This is a genomic window from Paenibacillus sp. JT31N11 (assembly GCF_056269285.1).
In genome coordinates this window covers 755,200-779,534 of the sequence record NZ_JBWDNQ010000002.1, presented here as the reverse complement: position 1 = coordinate 779,534, position 24,335 = coordinate 755,200, and the positions used below count along the sequence as shown (strand labels likewise).

At 52.9% G+C, this 24,335-nt stretch carries 19 protein-coding genes; 12 read left to right on the top strand and 7 right to left on the bottom strand.

From position 1 onward, the window contains the following. Positions 1-114 precede the first annotated feature (114 nt). Positions 115-948 (top strand): carbohydrate ABC transporter permease, encoded by an 834-nt coding sequence (locus AC0YNV_RS11670; protein WP_475768239.1) that lies wholly within the window; start codon positions 115-117, stop codon positions 946-948. A gap of 9 nt (positions 949-957) precedes the next feature. Beyond that, the gene (locus AC0YNV_RS11665) at positions 958-1,845 is read left to right on the top strand and encodes a carbohydrate ABC transporter permease (protein ID WP_475768238.1); all 888 of its coding nucleotides are present in this window, start codon (positions 958-960) and stop codon (positions 1,843-1,845) included. 142 nt (positions 1,846-1,987) lie between these two features. Here AC0YNV_RS11665 and AC0YNV_RS11660 read toward each other — a convergent pair whose 3' ends face one another. The 5 genes from AC0YNV_RS11660 to AC0YNV_RS11640 form a co-directional block, all read right to left on the bottom strand. Continuing rightward, complete coding sequence (locus AC0YNV_RS11660; RefSeq protein ID WP_475768237.1) at positions 1,988-2,452, bottom strand: RidA family protein; 465 nt, start codon at positions 2,450-2,452, stop codon at positions 1,988-1,990. A gap of 20 nt (positions 2,453-2,472) precedes the next feature. Further along, on the bottom strand, positions 2,473-4,083 hold the full coding sequence (locus AC0YNV_RS11655; protein WP_475768236.1) for an N-acyl-D-amino-acid deacylase family protein: 1,611 nt from the start codon (positions 4,081-4,083) through the stop codon (positions 2,473-2,475). 32 nt (positions 4,084-4,115) lie between these two features. Continuing rightward, positions 4,116-5,249 carry an alanine racemase gene (locus AC0YNV_RS11650; protein WP_475768235.1) on the bottom strand — a complete coding sequence of 378 codons (1,134 nt, stop codon included), beginning with the start codon at positions 5,247-5,249 and terminating at the stop codon, positions 4,116-4,118. After that, the gene (locus tag AC0YNV_RS11645; RefSeq protein ID WP_475768234.1) at positions 5,242-5,907 is read right to left on the bottom strand and encodes a helix-turn-helix transcriptional regulator; all 666 of its coding nucleotides are present in this window, start codon (positions 5,905-5,907) and stop codon (positions 5,242-5,244) included. Before AC0YNV_RS11645 ends, AC0YNV_RS11650 begins: the two co-directional genes overlap by 8 nt. A 322-nt stretch (positions 5,908-6,229) precedes the next feature. Next, the gene (locus tag AC0YNV_RS11640; protein ID WP_475768233.1) at positions 6,230-6,940 is read right to left on the bottom strand and encodes a FadR/GntR family transcriptional regulator; all 711 of its coding nucleotides are present in this window, start codon (positions 6,938-6,940) and stop codon (positions 6,230-6,232) included. A gap of 183 nt (positions 6,941-7,123) precedes the next feature. Between AC0YNV_RS11640 and AC0YNV_RS11635 the strand changes: the two genes are divergently transcribed. Next, positions 7,124-7,981, top strand: coding sequence for an amidohydrolase family protein (locus AC0YNV_RS11635; RefSeq protein ID WP_475768232.1), 858 nt, complete (start codon positions 7,124-7,126; stop codon positions 7,979-7,981). Between the two features lie 112 nt (positions 7,982-8,093). Further along, positions 8,094-8,927: a sugar phosphate isomerase/epimerase family protein gene (locus tag AC0YNV_RS11630; protein ID WP_475768231.1), complete on the top strand. Its 834-nt coding sequence runs from the start codon at positions 8,094-8,096 to the stop codon at positions 8,925-8,927. 77 nt (positions 8,928-9,004) lie between these two features. Here the strand turns inward: AC0YNV_RS11630 and AC0YNV_RS11625 are convergent, their stop codons facing one another. Then, positions 9,005-10,234, bottom strand: coding sequence for a hypothetical protein (locus AC0YNV_RS11625; protein WP_475768230.1), 1,230 nt, complete (start codon positions 10,232-10,234; stop codon positions 9,005-9,007). Between the two features lie 337 nt (positions 10,235-10,571). On the opposite strand from AC0YNV_RS11625, the gene AC0YNV_RS11620 reads away from it, so the two are divergent. Beyond that, positions 10,572-14,759, top strand: a complete 4,188-nt coding sequence (locus AC0YNV_RS11620) for an immunoglobulin-like domain-containing protein (protein WP_475768229.1) — start codon at positions 10,572-10,574, stop codon at positions 14,757-14,759. Between the two features lie 632 nt (positions 14,760-15,391). Beyond that, complete coding sequence (locus AC0YNV_RS11615) at positions 15,392-15,958, top strand: nitroreductase family protein (protein ID WP_475768228.1); 567 nt, start codon at positions 15,392-15,394, stop codon at positions 15,956-15,958. A 246-nt stretch (positions 15,959-16,204) separates the two neighbouring features. Here the strand turns inward: AC0YNV_RS11615 and AC0YNV_RS11610 are convergent, their stop codons facing one another. Continuing rightward, a complete protein-coding gene (locus AC0YNV_RS11610) occupies positions 16,205-19,378 on the bottom strand; it encodes a beta-galactosidase (RefSeq protein ID WP_475768227.1) in 3,174 nt (1,057 codons plus the stop codon). Between the two features lie 144 nt (positions 19,379-19,522). Here AC0YNV_RS11610 and AC0YNV_RS11605 point away from each other — a divergent pair, with 144 nt between their 5' ends. The 6 genes from AC0YNV_RS11605 to AC0YNV_RS11580 all read left to right on the top strand — a co-directional run bounded on the left by AC0YNV_RS11605 (position 19,523) and on the right by AC0YNV_RS11580 (position 24,332). Next, positions 19,523-20,650 (top strand): LacI family DNA-binding transcriptional regulator, encoded by a 1,128-nt coding sequence (locus tag AC0YNV_RS11605; protein ID WP_475768226.1) that lies wholly within the window; start codon positions 19,523-19,525, stop codon positions 20,648-20,650. Positions 20,651-20,741: 91 nt separating this feature from the next. Beyond that, on the top strand, positions 20,742-20,864 hold the full coding sequence (locus tag AC0YNV_RS11600) for a hypothetical protein (RefSeq protein WP_475768225.1): 123 nt from the start codon (positions 20,742-20,744) through the stop codon (positions 20,862-20,864). A 305-nt stretch (positions 20,865-21,169) separates the two neighbouring features. After that, positions 21,170-21,661: a stage V sporulation protein AC gene (gene spoVAC / locus AC0YNV_RS11595; RefSeq protein WP_475768224.1), complete on the top strand. Its 492-nt coding sequence runs from the start codon at positions 21,170-21,172 to the stop codon at positions 21,659-21,661. A gap of 2 nt (positions 21,662-21,663) precedes the next feature. After that, a complete protein-coding gene (gene spoVAD / locus AC0YNV_RS11590) occupies positions 21,664-22,674 on the top strand; it encodes a stage V sporulation protein AD (protein WP_475768223.1) in 1,011 nt (336 codons plus the stop codon). Positions 22,675-22,705: 31 nt separating this feature from the next. Next, positions 22,706-23,056, top strand: coding sequence for a stage V sporulation protein AE (spoVAE, locus tag AC0YNV_RS11585; RefSeq protein ID WP_210037761.1), 351 nt, complete (start codon positions 22,706-22,708; stop codon positions 23,054-23,056). A 319-nt stretch (positions 23,057-23,375) separates the two neighbouring features. Then, positions 23,376-24,332 carry an AAA family ATPase gene (locus AC0YNV_RS11580; RefSeq protein WP_475768222.1) on the top strand — a complete coding sequence of 319 codons (957 nt, stop codon included), beginning with the start codon at positions 23,376-23,378 and terminating at the stop codon, positions 24,330-24,332. Positions 24,333-24,335 lie beyond the last annotated feature (3 nt).

Genomic DNA, 24,335 nt, shown 5'->3' with positions numbered 1-24,335 from the left:
TCCTGCCTGAAGGGAAGCAGCATCAATGAAGCCTGCCGGGTTCATTTCGGGCGTGCCTGCCTGAGATGAATCCGGCAAATCCAGGATGAAATTGGATTGGAGGTATGACTTCAATTGGGGAATATCGGGAGAAAAGCGGAATTATTGATTGTTTATGTATGTCTGATTCTTTTTGCGCTATGCTTCATTATTCCTTTCTTCTGGCTGATAGCGGAATCCCTCAAAGCTCCTTCCGAATTGTTCGAGGTGCCGACCAAATGGTGGCCGAAAACGCCGCAATGGGTTAATTTTTCCCTGGTTTTTACGTCATTTCCCTTCATGCTTTACCTGAAAAATACGATCATCATTCTGATTCCGAATATTATCGGTTCCGTCATATCCAACTCCCTGATCGCATACGGCTTTGCCAGACTGGACTGGAAGTACAGAGACCGTGTATTCGTATTGGTGCTGATCACGATGATTCTGCCGTTTCAGGTCACCATGATTCCGCTCTTTCTGATGTTTCAGCAGTTCAACTGGATCGGTACGTTTCTGCCTTTGATCGTTCCCAGCTTATTTGGCAATGCCTTCTTCATCTTTCTGCTGCGTCAATTTCTGCTCGGGATTCCGAAGGAATTATCGTACTCGGCCAAGATAGACGGCGCGAACGAGTTTCAAATTTATTGGAAAATTATTATGCCGCTCGCAAAGCCGGTTATCTCCACCGTGGTCATCTTTGCTTTCCTCGGGACATGGAATGACTTTATCGGCCCCTTGATTTTCTTGAGCGACAATAAATTATACACCTTATCGCTGGGCGCACAGCAGATCATGGGAACTTACGATCCCAAATGGAATATATTGATGGCTCTTGGCGTGACGATGACCCTGCCTGTACTGATCTTGTTCTTCCTGCTGCAGAAATATTTCATACAGGGTGTGGCCATGTCCGGAATCAAGGGTTAGGGGGAGACCATGAACAAAGGCCTGAATATCCGAAAAAGAGATTTCCGCAATGCCATGCTGTTCATTTCTCTGTGGATTATCGGCACGGCGGTATTTAAACTCTATCCGATTCTCATTTCGTTCTACTATTCGCTGACGGATTATTCCGTTGTGAATCCGCCGGAGTTTATCGGACTGGATAACTATACCGCTCTTTTCAATGATGCATTATTCTACAAGTCATTGACCAATACGCTGTATATGGTGGTCATCGGCACGTTCTTCACGACAATCATCGCGATCGCTCTGGCTATTATGCTGAACAACCGAAGGATCAAGGGGTTATCCTTTTTAAGAGTCATTTTCTTCATTCCTACTTTGGTGCCCGTGGTTATCGTGAGCATTCTGTGGATCTGGATTCTGCAGCCTGATAACGGGATTATCAATGTCATATTGGCTCAATTCGGGATCACCGGTCCCGGCTGGCTTGCCAGTCCGGTATGGGCCAAGCCGTCTTTCATTCTGATGATGATATGGGGCTCGGGCACCTCCATCATCATTTATCTGGCGGGGCTGCAGGAAATTCCGGATTCCTTGTACGAATCCGCCTCGATTGACGGAGCCGGTTTCTTCAGACGGACGATGTCCATTACGCTGCCGATCCTCTCGCCGGTCATCCTGTTCAATGTTGTCATGTCCGTCATCCACGTCTTTCAATGGTTCGCGGAGCCCTTGATTATGACGGCAGGCGGTCCAGATAATGCGACGCTGTTCTATTCGCTCAACCTGTACCGTGCGGCGTTCCAGTACTTCAAGATGGGGTATGCATCGGCGATGGCCTGGATTCTGCTGGTCATTGCAATGGCTATCATTCTGCTGCTGTTCAAGCTGAACAAGAAATATGGTCACTCCGAATAAAGAAAAAGCCTGCTCGCGCGAGCAGGTTTTTCTTAACCTTATCGTTTAAAAGGCCGGCGGCCGCCGGTTCTTCCTGTATAAAAATGTGTTCTGTACTTGTTCATGAAAGGACGGCGTTAGCCGCTGCTTCGTGCGGGGTATATTAATCCCGTACTTCCGCGATAATCTCGATTTCGACAGGCGTATGGAAAGGCAGGTCGCTTGTGCCGATAGCGGATCTTGCATGCTTGCCTCTCTCGCCAAATACATCAACCAGCAGATTGGATGCGCCGTTAATGACATAGGGCTGATCCGCGAAGCCGGGTGCGCTGTTGACAAAAGCTAGCATCTTGACGATTTTGACGACGCGGTCCAGGTCGCCCAGATAGCCTTTCATGACAGCCAGACAGTTGATGATCGTCTGGCGGGCGGCCTCCTGGCCCTGTTCAATGGTCAGATCCGTCCCCAGCTTGCCCTCGTACATCAGCTCGCCGTTGATCCGGCAGTCCTGGCCGGACAAATAAATCAGATTCCCCGTCTGATTGCAGGGAATATAAGTGAAACGCGGTTCTGGTGAAGGGGGGAGCACAATGCCAAGCTCAAGCAGACGCTGTTCGATGTTTGCCATTTTAACATACCTCCGTAATTTTAATGGGAATGATTGCAGCTGTGCTGTGCCCGGATGAATTGGCCTTCTCTGGCATGCGTATGCTGCTCACGGTCAAATGTCGGTTTGCCGTTCACGATAACCTGATTTATGCCGCCAGGGTACTGCCTGGGATTCTCAAAGGTGGCATGATCCTGAATCGTCTCCGGATCGAACACGGCCAGATCGGCCGCGTATCCGGGTACGATCAATCCGCGTTTGCCCAGCTTGAAGCGCTGGACAGGGAAAGACGTGAGCTTGCGTACCGCCTGCTCCAGCGTCAGAACCCGCTCTTCGCGCACGTATTTCGCGAATACCCGCGGAAATGTCCCGTAGAGCCGCGGATGAGGCTTGCCGGTTTCACAGGTCAAGCTGTCCGAGGCGATCAGCGACCGCTCATACCCGATAACCTGCTTGACATCATCGTCCGCCATATGGAAATAGACGATCGATATCCGTCCTTCTTCTTCAAGCAGCAGATCCAGCATGCAGTCCACCGGATGCTGGCCTCTCATTTCGCTTATCTCTTCGATATGCTTGCCTTCAAGCTCCCGGTTCTTGTCGGTATGTACGGCCGAGAGGTAGATGCTCTGCCAACCGGTTGAGCAGACGAGGTTATCCCAATCCTCCTGTTCGCTTCCCAACTCTTCCCGGATCCGTTTGCGCAATCCCGGGTCCCGGCAAACCTCAAGAGCGCTTGCTATACCGCCCTCTAGCGACCAGGGCGGAAGCACGGTCGTGAGTGACGTGGAGCCGGCGCTGTAAGGATATACATCGCAGGTGACGTCAAGGCCGCGGGCACGGGCCTGCTCGATCAGCTCCATGGCTTCCATGACCTTGCCCCAATTGCGTTTGCCCGCCGCTTTCAAATGGCTGATATGCAGGGAAACGCCTGTTTTCTCGGCGATCCAGATGACCTCCTTGACGGAAGGAATCAGATTGTTGCCTTCGCCGCGGATATGGGTCGAGAACAGACCGTTGTACTTGGGCAGAACGGAGCATAACTCGGCTATTTCTTCCTTGGATGTGTAGCTGCCGGGAGCATAGAGCAGTCCGATGGAGAAGCCGATCGCTCCTGCCTGAAGCCCTTCTTCCAGCAGCTTCTTCATAAGCTGCAGCTCCTGCGCCTTTGCATCGCGTTTGGCGAAGCCCATCACGGCAATGCGCAGCGCCCCATGCGCCACATATGTTGCCAGATTCTCGGAAGGGGAGGAATGGGCGAGCGTATCCATATACTGAGCCACGGTTTCCCACGGCCATTCCCATGAGGTTGAGCCCAGCACAGGCTGAACGTAGCTTTGCAGCAGCTCGGCATTCGGTCTGAACAGCGGGGCAGGGGCAAGCCCGCAGTTGCCGACCACCTCTGTCGTGACCCCCTGGCGGATTTTGATCTCGCTGAGCGGGTGATCCAGTATCATCAGATCGGAATGGCAGTGTCCGTCGATAAAGCCCGGTGAGATCACCTGCCGGTGAACATCGATCATCCTGTGCGCTTCCTGGTCAAGCTTTCCGATGGCGGCGATCAAGCCATCCTTGATTCCCACATCGCCCATATACCATGGATTGCCTGTGCCATCTACAATGCGGCCATTTTTCAAAATGAGATCAAGCATCTTTTAAGCCTCCTTATTTTGCGGATCTGACGCTATTCCAGCATTCCGCGCCCAAGCACGGCCATTTCCTCGAATTCCGGGCCGTTTTTAAAGAACACTTTATTATGCAGATTAACGGTGCTGCAAATATGGTTCGGGATAATCCTCAGCCGGCTGCCGATCTGAGGATTCGCCTTCTGCGCATCCGGTCCCAGGCGCAGCATGCCATGCTCCTCGGACAGCCGCTCCAGCACGGCATCATCCAGGCCTTCGACATGGCCGAAGCCCTGGAGCATAAGCGGCTCGACGCCGGGCTGCACATCGGTGGCAAATGTTTTGCTGCCGCCGTCAACGACGGCCAGATCAGCCGACGGCCTGCTGACGACTGTCACCCAGACGCTCCCGGCACAATCCTCAAGGCTGCATACGCCGAGGCGCGCCTGCATCCGGTCCTGGTACACATAGGTACCCGGCCGGATTTCGGTAACGCCCTTTACAGCTGCGGCGTACCTGCCTGTCGGCGTCGAGCCTACGCTCACATCGAGGATAGGGATGCCGCTTGCGCGCAGCCGCCCGGCCAAATCAGCCATCATGCGGCCTTCTTCCTCGCCTGCGGCCTGCAGATCAAGTGTTGGCTTCTGCTTGTGAATCGCTCCGCGGAAGGTGTAAATTCCCGTCAACCGCAGATGCTCCAGCTCATGAATACGGGCTGCCAGCTCCGGCGCCTGGTCGTACAGCACGCCGGTCCGCCGCAGACCGGTGTCGATTTCCAGTCTTACCTGCAGCGGATGCCCGCTGAGGCCGGCAGCTTCGTTCATCCGCTTGGCGCCCTCCAGGCTGTCCACGGCTGCGATCAGCGTGATCTGCCGGCTCAGCTGGATGGCGCGCCCGATTTTATCCGGCGTTACGAGAGGATAGGCAATGAAAATATTCGTGATCCCGTTTTGTGCCATGATCTCGGCCTCTGACACCTTTGCCACTGTTATGCCGACAGCTCCGGCATGCAGCTGCCGGTGAGCGACTTCGGGCAGCTTATGGGTTTTGGCGTGTGGCCGAAGCTGAACCCCGTGACTTCGGGCTGCTTCAGCCATAGCCTGAATATTGCGCTCCATAACGGCTTGTTCAATAACGATGCAAGGCGTCTGCGGCTGAATTGGCGACATGGACTTATCCGCTGACTCACTCATGCTGCTCCCCCTTTCCTTCCACTTGGGATTTGCTTTCTTCCAGATAGCTGTACAGCGTATATTTGGAAATGTTCAGATAGCCGCATATTTTCTCGCCGCTTTTCTTGACCAGAAAAGCGCCTTTCTGGTCCAATAGCTGAATCATCCTCATCTTGTCTTCCTTGGTCATGGCAGCCACCGGCCTGCCAACCTGCTCCTGCGCCTCCTGAAGCAGCGCGTCCAGAAGGTCGCTCACATTGCTGACGAACGATTCCTTCACATCGATTTGCTGTCCGCCGGTTGTTAATGAATCAAGCGTTCTTTTGGCGAGCATCAGATCCGTGACATCATAGTTGATGCAGATGGCGGCAATGATTTTGCCCTCGCGGTTCTTCTTGTAGATGGAAGTGGAGCGGAGGATGCGCCCATCCTTGGTTTGCGTCATGTAATTGAACCGGTTGCCGTTGACCTGACTGCCACGCAAAATCTCCAGTCCCAGATTCGTACCGGGATCGCCGATTTTTCTTCCGGTGATATGGCCGTTCTCAATGGCCACGATCGTGCTTTCGTAATCTCCGGTCAAATCATGCAGCACAACCTCGCATTGATCCCCGAATTGAGCGGCAATACCCTTGATCATATCGCTGTAAAATTCAAAGTCCTCGTGGATAGACTCCATCGTTCATCCCGGTCTCCTCCTGTAAAATATCCTTCTTTCGAAAATAGTAACACAAACCAAAATGATTTCAAACATAAATTTAGTTTGAATAACAAAAAGTTTGTTCTTGATAGTCGCCATACCTCACGAAGGACCGGGCGGAGCAAATGAAAAGGCAAGAGCACAGGCACCCATGATGCCTTCTCTTGCCTTTTGATGACCTTATAGCATGTATAAGTTTTATAAGTTTCACGCCTATAAATGTCTATGAGGTTTGAGGGAAGAAACGAACTGGGCCGCCAAAAGGACGGCGACAGCCGTTTCTTCTTAACGAGACGCAAGACTATGACTTCGCGATAATATTGTCATAGAAACGCCGTGAGTTCCGGAAGAACGCCTCGACCGATTCCTTCACGAGCGCCATATCCTTGGATTGGCAGGACTTCAAGAGAGCCGAGCGCATCTCCACGCTGTTCTCGATCGCGCCGGGAACCCGCAGCAGCCGCAGGCTGGTCTCCCGGCGGAGATGGATGATCGTCTGCATCAGCTTGGCATAGATGCGGTTGCCGCATATATCTCCCATATACAGATCGAAGGTATCCAGCCCGTCCAGAAAAACGGCGGGATCGGCTTTTTTAATGGATTTGGAGAGGGTCGTGAGGAGGCCCTGCAGGTAGGCGTAATCCTCTTCCTTGGCAAGCACGGCTGCAGCCAGATAGACCTCTGATTCTATGAGCTGCCTGGCGGCGTATACCTCATCCAGATTATGAATTTCGCTATGGAACAGCCAGATAATCGTTTCCGCGGGCAGGGGTACCATTTGCTCGTTAACGAAGCTGCCTTCGCCCGCTTTGATGGTAATCAGGCCGACCAGAGACAATGCCCGAAGAGCCTCGCGCACGCGGCCCCGCGTCACCTTGAATTTCTCGGCCAGATCTCTTTCGTTGGGCAGCTGCTCGCCGGGACGAAGCTGTCCGGTGGTGATAAGCCCTGCTATTTGCTCCATAATTTGCTCGGTTACGGTCACTTTCTTGACAGGATTCACTTCAAACATGCGGTAGCCTCCGATAGACCTGCTGGTGGAAATGTTCAGGGATAGGGTTATGGAGCCTACTATACAGAATTTTATTGAACTGCACAAGAACGTGTGATAAGGTCAATATTAGGTACTCTGGTACTACCAATAACCAACGGAATTAATGGACCCTAAACCCTTTAAAAAGGAGCGATTGCGGCAATGGAGCCACTCCCGGATAAGACGAAACCAAGGATTGACGCACATCAGCATTTTTGGAATTTGGAAAAGGTGGCCTACCCTTGGCTGAACGCAGGCTTTGGCCCGATTTACCGGACGATTGAAGCGCCGGAGCTTGAGCCGCTGCTGCGGGAGATCGGAATTGATCGAACCGTCATCGTTCAGGCAATGGACTCCTATGAGGATACGGATTATATGCTGGAGACGGCAGCGCAGTATGATTGGGTGGCAGGCGTGGTGGGCTGGGTTCCGCTGAACAAGCCCGATGAAGCTGCCAGGAGGCTGGAGCTGTATACCCGTAACCCGCTGTTCAAGGGGGTTCGCCACCTTATTCATGAAGAGAAGGATCCCGACTGGGTCGTACAGGATACGGTTGTTGAAGGGCTGAAGGTGCTTTCGGCATTCGGACTGACGTTCGATGTTGTAGCTGTGTTCCCGAACCATCTTAAGCATGTGCCGGCTCTTGCAGAGAAAGTCCCGGGTCTGAGAATGGTCATCGATCATCTGGCGAAGCCGCAGATCAAGGAACAGCGGATGGAGCCATGGGCTGGCGAGCTGAAAGCTGCTGCCGCATATCCGAATGTCTATGCCAAGGTATCCGGGCTTAACACCGCGGCTGCGGAGAACTGGTCGGCTTCCGATATCAAGCCCTATATTGATTATGCGATTGACTTGTTCGGGGCGGACCGCTTGATGTTCGGAAGCGACTGGCCGGTGGCGAATCTGGCAGGCGACTACGGCAGGGTATGGGCAGAGACTAATCTGGCGCTGCAGGACCGGCCGCAGGCCGAGAGGGACGCAATATTGGGAGGTACCGCTGTTTCCTTCTATAATCTGTAATCGGCCAGCGCAATTTTTCTTGGCGGTAGAGGTTGAAGCCTTCTATAAAACTGATATACTTATTGAGGATATAAGCAGCGCGATATTAATATCTTCATATGGAGGTGCAGGAATGCTTAGAGGTTTGACTTCTGCCGGTTTGGGAAAAGTGGAGAATGACGAACAGCTTATTAAATTGGCTTCGCAATACGGCTTTCAGGCTGTGGATGTGGATGCGCTGGGCCTGGTGGAACGTCATGGGGTTGAAGGCGCCCGCGAGCTGCTTAAGAGCCATAATGTTGTAATCGGTTCCATTGGACTTCCTGTGGACTGGAGAAACACGGATGAGAATTTTCAACAGGGATTGACGAAGCTGACACAAGCCGCTGCGGCCGCCGCATCACTGGGCTGTACAAACTGCTGTACGTATGTTCTCCCCGCCACGGATTACAAAGCAGCGCATTTCATGGCGCTGGCTACGCGCAGGATCCGTATCTGTGCGCAAATACTGGGCGCTTATGGTATCAGACTTGGTCTGGAGTTTGTCGGACCGCATCATCTGCGCACTGCATGGAAGAATCCGTTTATCTGGACCTTGCAGGAAACACTGGACTGGATTGATGCCATCGGCGAGCCGAATGTCGGCCTGCTCTTCGATTCTTACCACTGGTACACGAATGAGCTGACTGTTACGGATATTGAAGCGCTGCGCGCCGATCAGATCGTGCATGTCCATATTAATGACGCTCCGGATGTGCCGGTGTCGGAAGCGATGGATGGCGGACGGATCTATCCGGGCGAGGGTGTCATCGATTTGGGGGGCTTCCTGCGGGCGCTCCATAAAATCGGCTATCAGGGAGCGGTTTCCCAGGAAATCCTCGCCCCGGCGCCGATGGATTCGCCAGAGCAGCTTGCCAAGCGGTCTAAAGCCGGTTTTGACAAGGTGTTTCAGGCTGCGGATTTATAAGCATCAATTTATCCGTTAGCATTAAGTAAGCAATCAAGAGGGCGGGGGCATGACGCTCCCGCCTTCTTGGATGTTTTTTATTGAAGTTTAGCCACGCCAAACGCCATATGCTTCCAGAGGATAGCCTCTACTGCTTCCATTTGATGCGCTTCGCAATCGATAACAACAATAACCTCCGTACTTTTTCCTTTTATCGCTTGTGATTTTCTTTGATTAGATTTCTGTCGTTTTACTAGCAAATCGATCAGGACTCCAATCATGAAACCTGCTGCAGCCCCGATTAAACCCCATATAATTGGCCCCCAATGTAAAACAAATCCGATGGATGAGGCAATAACCGTCAGAGCTGTCGCGCATGCGGCACCAGTATCAATTAAGCTCGTACCGTCTGAGCGGTGGATGCTGTCCAGAAGTTTAGGTTTTTCTGCGGCTTTTTCCAAAGGAACCGCAAGTATGCTCCTTTTTTCAATTCCATGTTCTTCCAATGCCGTAAGCGCAAGCTCAAGATAGATGGAATGGTCAAAAGACGAAATGACCCGCATAGGACCATCCTTTCTTTTCTGATAATTGGATTTCAAAAACAGCTTCTGCTCTTTATCGAATACTTTGTTGTTTTCTACGGTGTTGGTGTAGGCGTCATATACAGCAAAGCCATAAATAGAGGGCATAAACAGGAGCCATTCGGGCTGCAAGACAGCGGTTGCTTTGCTGAATTCACCCATCAATGAATATTGCAGGCCTTCCAAAAAATGAGACATGTAAGCCGTGCTGATCCAGCCGGCGAGGACATAGAAGGCTGTGGCAATCCTGTGAATGTAAAGCTGTCCCATCCCTGGCATTAGAAGCGACCAAACAAATGCGGCCCAGGGAGTTCGTTTATCCAGATAGTTGATTTCCAGCCCGTTGATAATGAAGGATGGAAAATAGGCCTTTTCCCTATCCGCCAATGTGTAGTGGTGGTTTAAGTCAACCGTTGTCCGGTAACTGTCATAGATAGCAAATAAATACACCGGTGCATATAAGGACATCCATCTTACGTCAAGTATTTCCTTAGCCATGGCAAATTGGCCGGTAAAAGAAAATACCATCGCTTGATTGATTCCGGCTTTAAAATTGATTAATAATTCCCATCCGATCAAGACATAGCCCCTTAAATATTTGGACAAGAGGAGATGTCCAAAACCCGGAAAAGCCATGGACCACCATGCGATGACCCAAGGCGCCCGCAAATGAAGCTGTGTGGTTCCCAGCGAACTGACATAGGCAGTTTGACGACGAGGGTATTTGAAAACCGCTTTTTTAATCATATTTGCCTATCCCCGTTATCTTTTTCTAGCATTATTTACTTCTTTACAATCCATTAAACCTGTTGTGGGAAAAGGAAGCAATGGCCCGTCAATCGGAAAAATTATATTGTGATGCGCCGTAAGAAAATGATTGTAAACACCTGATTAGGTGTTACGATAGTATCGTGATAGCCCGCTCCTGAATCATTTATCCCACCTCAGAATCCCCCCCAACCTTAATACAGAATTAACTCTGATTCCCTACTTTGACAAAGCTTAATCAGCATGATCTGCATATGAATGGCGTGGAAGCCATTATGTCGAAAATTGATGTTGGAGAGGGAATGATCATGCAATCATGAAATCGATAAAAATAGGCAAGACATCCGCTGTTATTCTGCTTGCTGTCATGCAGTTTTGTTTTTTTGGTGCCGTTATCGCCGATTTCTCCCGGACGGCGCAAGCTGCCCCGACTCCTGCGCAGGCTGTTATGGTCGCTGCTGGAGATTCTCATTCATTAGCGCTGAAACTGGATGGTACCGTTGCTGCCTGGGGAGATAACAGCTTTGGTCAAACAACCGTGCCGGCGGGTCTGAACGGAGTGACCGCAATTGCCGCGGGATTGTTTCATTCGCTCGCGTTGAAAACGGACGGCACCGTCGTGGCCTGGGGGAATAATACTTACGGTCAAACGAATGTGCCGGCGGGGCTGAGCGGAGTGTCGGTGATCGCTGCGGGGGGTTCCCAATCGCTTGCTCTCAAGACAGACGGCACCGTCGTCGCTTGGGGAGACAACAGCTGCGGTCAAGCAACAGTGCCGGCAGACTTAAGCGGTGTGGTATCGATCGCCGTCGGAGGGCTGCATTCGCTTGCGCTCAAAACGGACGGCAGTGTCGTCGCCTGGGGAGATAACAATTTCGGCCAAACGGACATACCTCCGGACTTAAGCGGAGTCATATCGATCGCCGCAGGAGGAACCCATTCGCTTGCGCTCAAAGCGGATGGCACCGTTGTGGCCTGGGGAGCGGACAGTTTGGGTCAAACGGCTGTACCGTCCAATCTTGGCGGGACAGTCACGCTCACCGCAGGGAGAGTCTTTTCGCTTGCGCTCAAAACGGATGGCACAGTGGCGGCTTGGGGAGACAATGCGAATGGTCAATTGAACGCACCGGCGGATTTGTCTTTTCCTGACAAGGTGACCATGATCGCGGCAGGAAGCAGTCATTCGCTCGCATTGAAAGCGGACGGTACCGTCGCCGCCTGGGGATTGAATGCCAGCGGTCAGACTAATGTGTCTGCAGAGCTGTCTTCACCTGTGAAAAGGAGCAGGCTCGCAGCAGGATCCTACCACTCGCTCGCATTGAAGCCGGACGGTTCCGTTGTGGCCTGGGGAGATAATGAATATACCCAATCCACTGTACCGGATGGTCTGAATGGGGTGGTATCCGTCGCCGCGTCATCCAATTATTCGCTGGCGCTGAAAGCAGACGGCAGCATCAGGGTATGGGGATCCAGTTACTCTGACAACATACCGGCAGAACTGGCCCCGCCAGCTAAAAGTTATATGATAGCTGCGGGGGATTTCCATTCATTGGCGCTGAAGTCTGATGGCACCGTGGTCGCTTGGGGACTGGTTATTACAGAAGTACCGTCGGATTTGAAAGACGTCATATCGATTGCCGCAGGAAATGCATATTCGCTGGCACTGAAATCAGACGGCAAGGTTGTTGCCTGGGGCTATAATATGTACGGTCAAACAGATGTGCCGACGGGTCTGACAGATGTAGTGGCCGTTGCCGCAGGAAATTCCCACGCCATGGCGCTGAAATCAGACGGGACCGTCGCTTCTTGGGGACTAAATAATTATGGTCAAACGAGCATACCCGCGGGATTACAGGGCGTTATAGCGGTTGCTGCGGGAGTTGAGCATTCGCTCGCATTGAAATCGGATGGCACTGTAGCAGCCTGGGGCGGTGATGGCAGGGGTCAAACAGATGTGCCGGCAGGACTGAAGGGCGTCATTGCAATTGCCGCCGGCAGCTATCATTCGCTCGCATTGAAATCAGACGGCACTGTTGTTGTGTGGGGGGATGGCATAGCTGGTCAAACCGTTATTCCGGGTACGGGAGCGGCTTTGACGGCTTTAACGCTGCAGGAGGGCAATCTCAATCCGCCTTTCCAGACCGCAGTTGCCCAGTATACATACTCTTATATTGGAGCTTCCGTCGACAAAGTACATGTGGCAGCTGCTGTCAATATGCCGTCACAGGCGTCTCTCTATATCAATAACCGGCTGCAAGCCAGCGGCAGCGCAACCGCGGTAGAGGTGTCAGGACCATCGACGGTAATTCCGATCCGTATGGAACCTCTTCTGTTGCCAGGCAAAACGTATACAATCACGGTAATAAGAGATTCCGTGTACCCCGTTGTTCAATACGGTGAGAATGGAAGCTTGTCATCAGCAAAAACGGCCGCAACCCTGGTGACGGCAGCGGATGCGGAAAGCGGGCTGGACCCGGCCTCTCTGCAATACGTTTGGACGCAGAGCCCGGACGTGCCAGCCAGCGGGTGGACCTCTTTTGCGAGCGGGGATACGCTCATCCGGAACAGCGGAGACGGAAAATGGTATCTGCACATTCAGGCCAAAGACCTTGCCGGCAATCGTACCGACGAGGTATCGGATCCTTTTGTCCTGGACAATACTCCGCCGGTATTGACTCTAAATGGCAGCAATCCCATGAGCGTGCCGGTCGGGCATCCTTATGTTGAACCTGGTGCGATAGCTGAGGATAGGGTTGACGGGATTATTCCAGCAACCGCTATTGTAAAATCAGGACGCGTGGATACTGCAAGCATCGGCAATTATCAGATCCTGTATGAAGTAAGCGATCACGCGGGCAATCAGGCATCCGTGACACGCAATGTGAATGTATACGATGGAGACGCGCCTGCGGTCTATTTGAAGGGCCCGAATCCCATGGAAGCAGAAGTTTTCAGCACATTCACCGACCCTGGCGCAGCGGCGGTGGATCCTCAGGACGGAGCCCTTGAGCCAATCGTCACTGGAACGGTAAACACGCGGCAGCTGGGCACCTATACTCTCCTGTACAGTGCTGTCGACCAGGCCAATAATGCTGCGCCTACCGTGACGAGGTATGTGTATGTGAAGGATACATCGGCTCCCGTTATTACTTTAGAAGGGGATAGCGTGATGGTCGCGGGAGTCGGCAGCACCTATCAAGATCCTGGAGCAAGGGCTGAGGATTTGTATGAGGGAGATCTGTCTGCCTTGATCTCCATTCAGGGAGCGGTAGATTCCAGCCGACCCGGAACGTACAGCTTGAATTATAATGTCACGGATACGTCCAATAATGAAGCGCTCTTGGTGAGACGGTTGGTCTATGTCATACCTCCTCCCGTCATTACGCTGCTTGGTCAATCCGTAATTAAGCTGAAGGCGGGGGAGACCTTCACTGAACCTGGGGCTCTGGCGGCTGATGCCTACTACGGAGATATCTCGGACCGGATCACCGTCACCGGATCAGTAAATACACAAGCAGCCGGAACTTATATGCTGCGCTACAATGTTCAGGACCCGGCAGGAATAACGGCAGCTGAAGTTATACGAACCGTAACGGTTGAGAATCGAGTTTATTACAATTATCCGCCATCAATCGCTTCCGGCAATGCGGCATTGAAGGATATCAGCTTTGTCGTTGAAGGCAAGCAGCTTTTGTCATCTCCAGACGGGATGATCGAAACTACAGCAGAACAGATTGAGATTCACGCCTTGCCGGCAGATTCAGGAAGTACAATTTCCCTGCAAGGTGAAGCTCTGACAGGTCCCATAACCATTCAACTGTCCGAAGGCGATAATGTGCTTGTCATTTCGGTCAAAGCGCCGGATGGCACGGTGCAGTCCTACACCTACACCATTCATCGAACAGTCTACAAGGGAACCAACGAAGCATCATGCGCTTTTACGGATATCCATGGACATTGGGCAGCAGTACAAATCTGTGAGGCTGCATCGGCAGGAATCGCGCAAGGTGATCCTGATCTGAGGTTTCACGCCGATGACGCGGTAACCCGGGCAGAATTTGTAGTGATGCTTTATCGCATACTGGATGATTCAAGCTCGGAAACAACCGCCGAGTCAACCGCAGAGGTTTTTACGGATTCAGGCGATATCCCGGATTGGGCCCGGCAGGCTATTCATTATGGAGTCTCCCAAGGAATTGTGAAAGGGTACACCGATGGCGCCTTCCTGCCTAACCATACAATAAGCCGCAATGAACTGGCTGTCCTGGCTGCCCGATCGCTGCAATTGCAAATCGACATCTCCAGCCGCACATCATTTAGAGATGATTCCGATATTCCCATATGGGCAAAGCCCTATGTGCTGGCAAGTGTTCGGCAGGGGCTTCTTCAGGGCAGAAGCAGCAATCTGTTTATGCCCACTGACAAGACCACCCGCGCGGAGGCAGTGACCCTGCTTTTACGTATGCAGAAAGTCTTATCAGCTCTGTCGGCAGCTCCCTCGTAATGGCTGTTTAGAACAACCATTTATGGCTTTTTCGCATATTTCCGGTTTGCAGGGAGCCGACTCTAGTAGGCATATGCCATGGAGGGGCAAACGCACAGGCATGATACATGCCAGCCCCATACAATGCAGAGTAGTATAAAACGAAGGGAGTTTTGCAGGTGTCATACGGATATGGTAATCCAGTAGGCGGCGTAGGCGTAGGTAATTGTGGTCCGGTAGTAAGCCCAGTATCGACTGGATGCGGCGCAGGAATAGGCATTATCCTGGTACTTTTCATCTTGCTTGTCATCATCAGCCGTTCGATCCTTTTCTAGGAGAAACAGTGCTCCGGTAACGATATTCCACGCATAGAAATTAGCGCCAGCCCCTGTTCCGCAATATGTGGAACGGGGGCTTGTTTGCATATTGTTTCTTGGAAATAAAGAAGCACTGCTTTTTAGGAAGAGATTGGATGAGTGAATGCTGCCGAAGATCATGGCCGCTCTTAAAAGGAGGGCGAAATTGGTTCAATTTTAGATCCAATGGATTAATGAAGAGATATTTATTCCAATGTTCCGCTTCTGAAGGTTTACATAAAGCACTCAACTGCATTAGGATAAAGAGATCACATGGTACAAGAAGGAGAATCAGAAATGGATATTATTGAAGCGATTCATACCAGAAGAAGCATCGGCAGAGTGAAAGAAGATCCGATAGCCAAAGAACAGATCGAAACCATACTGGAGGCCGCTATTTGGGCGCCGAACCATAGATTGACGCAGCCTTGGCGGTTTTTTGTCATGTCGGGAGACGGCCGCAATCGGCTGGGGGACGCGTATGCGCGCATCGCTCTTGAAGCGGCGCAGGAGCCGGATTCGGAAGAGAACGTGAAGAAGGCGGAGTCCGCCAAGCAAAAAGCGTTCCGTTCCCCTGTCGTCATCGGGGTGGGAGTTGAGCCAAGCGACGCCAAGGGTGTGGTTGAGCTTGAGGAATACGGAGCGGTGTTTGCGGCTATCCAGAATATGCTCCTCGCTACCCACGCGCTGGGTCTGGGTGCGGTTTGGCGCACAGGCGACCCCTGCTTTCATCCCCTGATGAACGAGAGCTTCGGGATGCGCCCGCAGGACAAGATGCTTGGGTTCATTTTTCTGGGCGTACCGGATTTACAGCCGCAGGGACGACGGGAAAGCGCGGCGAGCAAGACAGAATGGATTGAGTAATTTTTCAGAAGAATAGGTACAGGAACAAATGACCCGAAAAAGGCGGGCTCTTGGAATAGAGCCGCTCTTCCGGGTCATTTGTTTTTCATATTGAGGTGTGGTTGTCATCCAGCGCGATGCCCCAGCGTGTGCCAGGAGCAACACTTTATTTTTACAAAGACGAGACTTGACGCTGTGCCAGCTGCTAATTTTACCTTCTATAAGATTCCCGAAGCGGACAAGCCACAAGCCGTGCCAATAACATAGTTAATTCTTCGTGTCGATCTGTACCTCTCGCGGGCGGTAGACAGTGGTAATCTGGCCGTTCAGGTTGGTCGCAAATAACACGGAGCGTTCCTGCTCCAGCGTAAAGGAGTAGCCTTTGCCGGATAAGGGATCACGCACCTCAATATCGGCATCCATGCCAAGCTCCGATACAAAAATATAAAGGGAGCCTTCCGCAAAGGCGAGCTTCCGTCCATATACGCCCGGCAGCTCACCGCCGCGCAGCCATTCGAGCTCTTTGTCCACGCCTGCAAGATTCAGCGCTTCATTGTACACGGCAACAAGCGGCTCAATCCGCTCGTTAAGCTCCAGCGGCAGCGGGCAGTAGAGGAGACGTCCGGCTCCAAGCTGGACATTATGGAGTTTGGCCGGTCCGCTCCATGCAGGATCGCTTTGTTTGTTGCTGTCGGCAATCCGGGCCCCGCCAAATGAGACCGGAAGAAGCGAGCCGCCAAGCTCCAGCAGCTCTTCACGCAGCAGATTGCTTGTCTGCGAGCTGTTCACCAGAGCGCCGAACTCATCTGGATGGCGACCGGCCGGCCGCCAGTATTCGTCGAGTCCGGCAGGGCCAGTGAAGAGCAGGGTGCCGCCGTTCGCACGAACATAAGCGGTGAGAGCATCCAACGCAGCTTGCGTGAAGTTATGCGGACTTGGCACGATGATAAGCTTGGGCTTGATCTCATCCAGCCGCTCCAGATGATATTCGCTAATGCCCAGAGCATGCACGTTCATCGCGTAGGATAAGGTCCTTACCAGCCGGGTTGTGGCATCATAAGACAGATTGCGGCTGGAGAAATCATTGGAGTAAGGGTAGACCAGCGCCACCTCTTCGAGTTTCCGGCCACGGAACAGATCGCGGATTTGTCCCATGAACGAGCCAAAATCATAGGAAACCGCCGCTTCCGGCTTTTCCGTTCCGTCTGCGCGAAGAGCGCCGATATGGGACTCATTGATATTGTTCATATAGAAATTGATATTCCAGATCCACTGCACAGCGCCGGCGCCGCCGGTCGAGAAGGCATAGGCGTATTTGCGCTCGAGAATATTGCGGAGCTCGGCTTCGCTGCGTTTGGCCCGGCCATCCGGGGTTTCCACGTACATGATGCCTGTCTCTTGAATAAGATTGGGCTTATCCGGCGCTTTGGCGAAAACACCGTCCCAGACCAGCGCGTCCATTTTCCACCAGGAGTGGACCGTCGTATAATCAACCTCTTCGGCATAGAAGAACGGAGACGGACGCTGCGCCCCAAGGCCCTCATCCTGGCCGACGGTGACCATCTGCCGGGGCTGAATGGAGCGGATGGTTTCAATCAGCTGGGCCGCCCAGCGGTTATGCATGTCCATCGTGAACAATGTATAGTCGAGCCATGGTCCGCCGCGCTTGGTCATAGTCTCGGTTGTTCCGAAATTGATCTCCTTCGGCTCAGGCAGCTTGACCGACTCGAAAGCGGGCAGCTCGGCTGGCGTCATGTTCCACCGTTCCTGAAGCAGCCGGATTGTACCATGGCGCTCGCGCAGCCATTCTATGAAATGGCTATGCTCGAAGGGATCGTGAGCGGAGCGGGGACCTTCGAAAATCCGCTTGGGATCGAACATCGATGGCTCATTAATCAGATCCCAATGCAAATGCCTGGACTGCGCATGGCGCGAGACGATCGCGGCAATGAAACGTTTCTGGGCTTCCACGCTGCGCGGATCCAGATAAGGGTTGACGCCTTCCCAGGTTTCCGGAGTGAAGGAGAAGAAGTTAAAGGTAACCTCCAGATCATGGCGCTTGGCAGTCAGAATAAACGCGTCTATAGCCCGCAGCACCTCCTCATATGGATGGCCGTCGACAAACATGATGCTGCGCCAGGCTGTCCATATGCCCGTACGGATCAGGTTGATTCCCGCCCGTTTCATCTGAGCCATATCGCGGTCCCATACGGCTGCGTTGGGCAAAAATAAATACTTGCGCGCAACATCGCTGGTCATATAGGTCATGCCGACAATAGGAAGCGGACGCCCGTCCTTGATAAAATAATCCCTGTCGCAGGTCAGGAAGTCGCCCGAAGCAAGCAGTTCCTGATCAAAGCCCCAGAACCCCTGGCGCAGAATCCGGCGCTCGCCGGATGGCGATACTGCTTCGCATTCAACCGCATAATACCCGGCTGCAAGCGTAATCGGCATAGGGATGCGCGCAATAGTCAGTTCGCGGCCAATGGCAACGGGTTGTTCCGTTTTCCAAATTTCTGTGAAGCGGTCGGACCCGTACTCAAATACCGGATTGGAATTTGCCGCAGCGCTTTCATTTGAGCGGAGCACACGAAGCTTGAAGGTCCATTCGGCCGTTTCGGCTTGATTATGCGGCTTGCGCGCCTCTTGGATCCGCTGGCCCTGGAGCATGAAGATGGCGCGTTCGCCAGGCTCATAGGAGCCGTAATTCGGCTTCAGCCACAGCTCGGTCACACCCTCAGCGGTGAATGCCGCCCATTTCGCAAGCGCATCTGTGCCGCCGTTCTCCCAGAAAGCGGTCTGCAGCGCCTGATTGATCAGCACCCAGCGCCCGCCGCTGAATATTCCCTTCGTATGCTCCAGCAGCACAGCCGGCGCCGCCAGTTCCCGGGCAAGACCATCGCCGCTAATTCCGCGGAGCAGCGGGTAGATATGGGCGTCCATAGGTCCGGCGGTGCCTCCCTCTGCAGGATGGTCATCCGAGCGGGTCACATGCAGGACAAGACCGAAAGTCGGCTCAAGAGTGAACAGCTTCACATTATCCGCAAATAGTGGAACATCGGCATTATGGGCCAGCTTTTCAATGCCGTCGACCGAAACAGACAGCACTTCATTAATATGCAGCTGCTGATGATAAGCGGTTTGCGCTGGTTCCTGCACCCACTCGCCGTTCTCCCGGTATACCGGTATTTTGAAAGGGGCTCCTCCGGCATGCAGCAGTCCTTTGCCTTGAGAGGCATGGCTGAAAATCGCTTTCCAGGCATCCTTGGGGAAATAAGCGCCGTGAATATGCACAAATGCATCGGCATCTGCCAGAGCTTCAGCCAATTGCCCGGCATCAGCCACGGCAAAAACCTCTTTCAGACGCGCAAGCTGCGATTCGCCGGGTCTCTGCCCTTCATAAGGAAATAATTCATCGTAAAAAAGTACAGTCTTGCTCATAAATGGTCACCATCCCGTTTCATCATTGTTATTAGAACAAAATTGTTAGCTTTGTTAGGTTGATCCCAACTCTGTTTGGCGCATACAATAGAGAGGAAGAGTCAAAAAGTCAACGCTTATATTTTTTGAAATGAGGTACCGAAGGTGGCCCAAAAGATATCCATGCAGCAAATAGCCGACCGTTTAGGTGTTTCCAAATATACGGTTTCTCAAGCATTATCGGGCAAACCGGGCGTGAGTGAAGCCACCCGGCGGGAAGTGACCGCGATGGCGGCGGCACTGGGTTACCGCATCCCCCCGCGCAATTCCAGGGAGCTGGATTCCCGCGTGGAGCAGACGGAGCAAGCCAATCAGAAGCAGCCCGCGGCAGCGAACGGGACCATACTGATCGGCATGAACGAGATCCATGCCAATGAGCCTTTGTTCTGGCAGCGGGTCAGAGAAGGCATTGCCGCAGGCTGCAGGGAGCATGGACTTCATCCGCACTATTTTATATTGGACAAGATTGTTGACCGTCCGGTTGATCTGACCGAGCTGGGAGAGCTCCGGATTGCCGGCGCCAGCGGATTTATTATTGCAGGCAAATGTCCCGCTTCGGTGCTGCTCCGGATAAGCCGGATTGGGCTGCCCATGGTGCTTGTCGACCATGAGGAAGCGGTTGTGGGGGCGGATGCGGTGCTGAACGACAATGTGGAGGCGGGACGGATGGCCTGCAGCCATTTGGCCACGCAGGGCTGCAAAACCATTGTTTTTATCGGACATGACCGTTTTGCCGTCAGCTTCCGGGAACGGTTCTGGGGCTGCCGGATCTCACTGGATGATCAGCAGAGACAGGGAATGAGGAAGCTGCCAAAAGGAGCAATGCAGGCTTCCTCACAATCACCAACTGGAGCAGGCATTCAACTGAAGAAGTGGACCATTCCTTACGGCGGATCTTCCTGGCAGCAGGTTCTGAACCGGCGAATTACGGCGGCAATCAGCAATAAAGAGCTGCCGGACGGGATTATTTGCGCCAACGATGATATTGCCCTTCATCTGCTGGAGCTGCTGCGTTTGCATGACATCAGCCTCCCTGATCAGTGCCGCGTGCTGGGAATTGATAATACCGCCGCAAGCCTGCAGGCTGCGGTGCCGTTAACGACGGTGGAGCTTGCGAAGGAACGGCTCGGGATGCGTGCGGTCGAGACCTTCATCCGCAGACGCCGGCACCCGGAAGCCCCCTATGAGAAGGTGATTCTCTCCGCCAGACTGATTGTCAGACACTCCGGCTGACTGTCCCGCATGTCTTGTCCGGAATCTTTATTGACGGCTAATGGAGCGGATAAGCTCCGGTTTGGGTGTTCTGTGCATAGGATAGAGTAAAATGTCTGTCTTAACAAAAAAGGAGTCTGTTATGCGGCAATCCAGACGAATTGTACTGCTGCTGGCGCTTGTCCTGTATGTCCTGCTTGTGCTTTTGCTGCTGTTCGCAATTTCTTTCTCATAGGCGCTGCATGCGATATTGGGAATAGCTGCCCTCCGGTTACGGCCGGAGAGTTTTACTAACCATATATTGTTTCACATCGGTCACCTGCTATAAGTTCAAAGGAAAGAACCGGCTGCGCCGCCAGAGGATGGCGCAGCCGGTTCTTGCTGTTTCCGGACCCTTTTTCTTGAAATATACTGGCATAACCTCTCCTGTCTTGACAAATACTACAAGCATCAGCGGCTGCTTCCTAACAGTGAAACGGATTGGATGGGAGTGCCGCCCGAGGTAAAGTGAAATACAGAAAAATGGTTACGGGGTGAACAATGACAACCAAGAGCGCAGAGAAAAGCAAATACAAAAAAATGACGATGTCCCCCCAGGAGTACCAGGCCTTTGCCAAGTCGCGCGAGCCGGCCCGGCCTGTTCTGAAAAATTGCTTGAAAGCATTTTTGGTGGGCGGCTGCTTATGTCTGATCGGTCAGGCGATTCAGGATTTCTTCGCTTATGCCTTCGACATGACACCGATTGAAGCAGGGAATCCAACGGTAGCCATCCTTATTTTGATCTCGGTTATCCTGACCTGCCTGGGTGTTTACGACAAGCTGGCACAGTGGGCTGGAGCTGGCTCCGCGGTCCCGGTTACCGGGTTCGCCAATTCCATGTGCTCGGCCGCGCTGGAGCACCGCAGCGAGGGCATGGTGCTGGGGGTAGGCGGGAATATGTTCAAAATTGCCGGCTCCGTTATCGTCTTTGGCACAGTCGCCGCTTTCTTCATCGGCATTATTTACTGGGTGTTCGGGATTGGAGGACACTGACCATGCTGCGAGGCAAGCAAACGTGGTGGTTTGACAAACGGCCGGTCATAATCGGTTCAGCCACAGTTGTCGGTCCCGATGAAGGGGATGGACCGCTGGCAGCAGACTTCGATCTGATTCATCCTGAGCTTGATATGCAGCAGAAAACTTGGGAGAAAGCGGAGCGCCTTCTGCTGGAGCAGGCTTCGGACTTTGCCCTGGAGCATGCAGGCATTGACAAGCAGCAGCTGCAGTTTTACGTCGGCGGCGATCTCATGAATCAAATCATCAGCAACAGCTTTGCCGCGCGGACCGTTGGAGCTCCCTATCTGGGGGTGTTCGGCGCCTGCTCCACCTCCATGGAATCGCTGGCCATCGCTTCATTGATCGTCAATTCCGGCTCCGGACAATATGTTCTGGCCGGCACCTGCAGCCATAACTGCACCGTCGAGAAGCAGTTCCGCTATCCCACGGAATACGGCTCGCAGAAACCGCCGACCGCCCAATATACCGTTACAGGCGCCGGAGCCGTGGTAGTGGCGGCCGAAGGGGAGGGGCCGGTAATCGAATGCGCCACAGTCGGCAAAATCGTCGATCTGGGCATTAAGGACCCGTTTAATATGGGAGCGGCCATGGCGCCTGCTGCGGTGGACACCATCCAGACCCATTTTAATGATACGGGCCGCGAGCCGGGCGATTATGATTTGATCGTTACTGGCGATCTGGCCTCGGTCGGATTTCCGATTGCCAGAGATCTGCTGAAGCGCGACGGAGTCCAGATGGAACAGACGGAATTCAATGATTGCGGCCTGATGATATATGACCTGGACAAGCAGCAGGTACAGGCTGGCGGAAGCGGGTGCGGGTGCTCCGCAGTCGTGACTTACGGCCATCTGCTGAAGCGCATGAAGCAGGGGGAGCTGCGCAGAATTCTCATGGTCGCCACCGGCGCGCTTTTGTCTCCCATTTCTTATCAGCAGGGGGAGAGCATTCCTTGCATCGCCCATGCCGTTTCAATCGAGCAGCCAAATTAACTTTAACATTCCGGAAGGAGCATAGATCATCATGATTTACTTGTGGGCGTTTATTATTGGAGGCGCAATATGCGTTATCGGACAGCTGATGTTTGATGTTGCCAAATTAACCCCGGCTCATACGATGGCGACACTGGTTGTCGTGGGTGCTGTAGTGGATGGCCTGGGCTGGTATGAGCCGCTCATTGATTTTGCCGGTGCGGGTGCGACTGTGCCTATAACTAGCTTCGGCAATGCGCTTGTGCACGGCGCGATTACAGAGCTTCACCGCGACGGATGGATCGGGGTGATTACCGGGATATTCGATGTGACGAGTGCGGGTATCTCTGCTGCGATCATCTTCTCTTTCCTCGCGGCGCTCGTGGCCAAGCCCAAGGGATAAATGGAAGAGACAGTTCAAAAATCTGTGTATTGGAGAGTCCCTGTGGGATTCTCCAATTTTTTTTGTTGGATATACAGCTATACGTTAGGATGTATCTTTTGTAAAATAATAACATGATGCATTTTTTATCAACAATCTTTAAAGTATTAGACAGGAATAACTTTTCTCTCATAAGCACGCTTGGAAGAAACTTGCTGCGCTTCCTAATGGGTACGCAACTAAATGCGGGAACTTCCGTATAAAGTTCGTACCGAGGCGTCTGCTGTTTCTTCTTCTATTTCCAATTCCGTTTCCATTTCATCATCCGGGAGGTTTTTCTATGGACAACCGTAGCGCTGACTTTACGTTATGCAATGAAATACGCCGCAATCTGGAAAATTGTATCCTGGGTAAAAAAGTAGAAATAGAACGTTTGATGGTGGCTCTGCTTGCTGGCGGGCATATTCTGCTTGAGGATGTGCCGGGCACCGGGAAAACCCAGCTTGTGAAAGCGCTCGCCAGAACGATCGGCGGCCATTTCAGGCGCATTCAATGCAACCCGGATTTGCTGCCGACCGATATTACAGGCGTCGCTATTTATCATCCTAGGGATGAAGCATTCATATTCCGGCCGGGTCCGGTGATGGCCAACCTCCTGCTCGTCGATGAGATCAACCGCGCGACGACAAAGACGCAGTCGGCCTTGCTTGAAGCCATGGAGGAGCGGCATGTGACGGTGGATGGCGAATCCTACGCCCTTCCGGTTCCTTTTGTCCTGATTGCTACCCAGAACCCGATAGAATTCGAAGGCACTTATACCCTTCCTGAGGCGCAGCTTGACCGTTTTATGATGAAGATTACGCTGGGTTATCCGGATGAAGCGACGGAGCGCCAGATGGTGCTCTCCCCGAACTCCTCTGCGCCTGCGGATTCCTTGTTCCCCATCGCCGATATCGAGCGTATCGCCCTCATAATGGGCAGCGTGAAGAAGGTGCATGTGGACGAGGCGGTAGCCGATTATCTGATCCGCATCGTGCGTGCAACCCGGGAGCATCAGGGCGTGCAGCTTGGCGCCAGCCCCCGCGCGGCGATTTCCCTGCTGGCTGCGGCCAAAGCCAACGCCTTCCTACAGGAACGGGATTATATCATTCCCGACGATATCAAGCAGCTTGCTTCGCCCGTACTGGCGCATCGGATGATGCTTCACACCGAATCGAGAGTGAATGGACTAACGGCGGAGGAAGTTATTGAGACAGTCGTTCGCGAAACGAACGTGCCCGTTCGGATGGAGCGATAACGC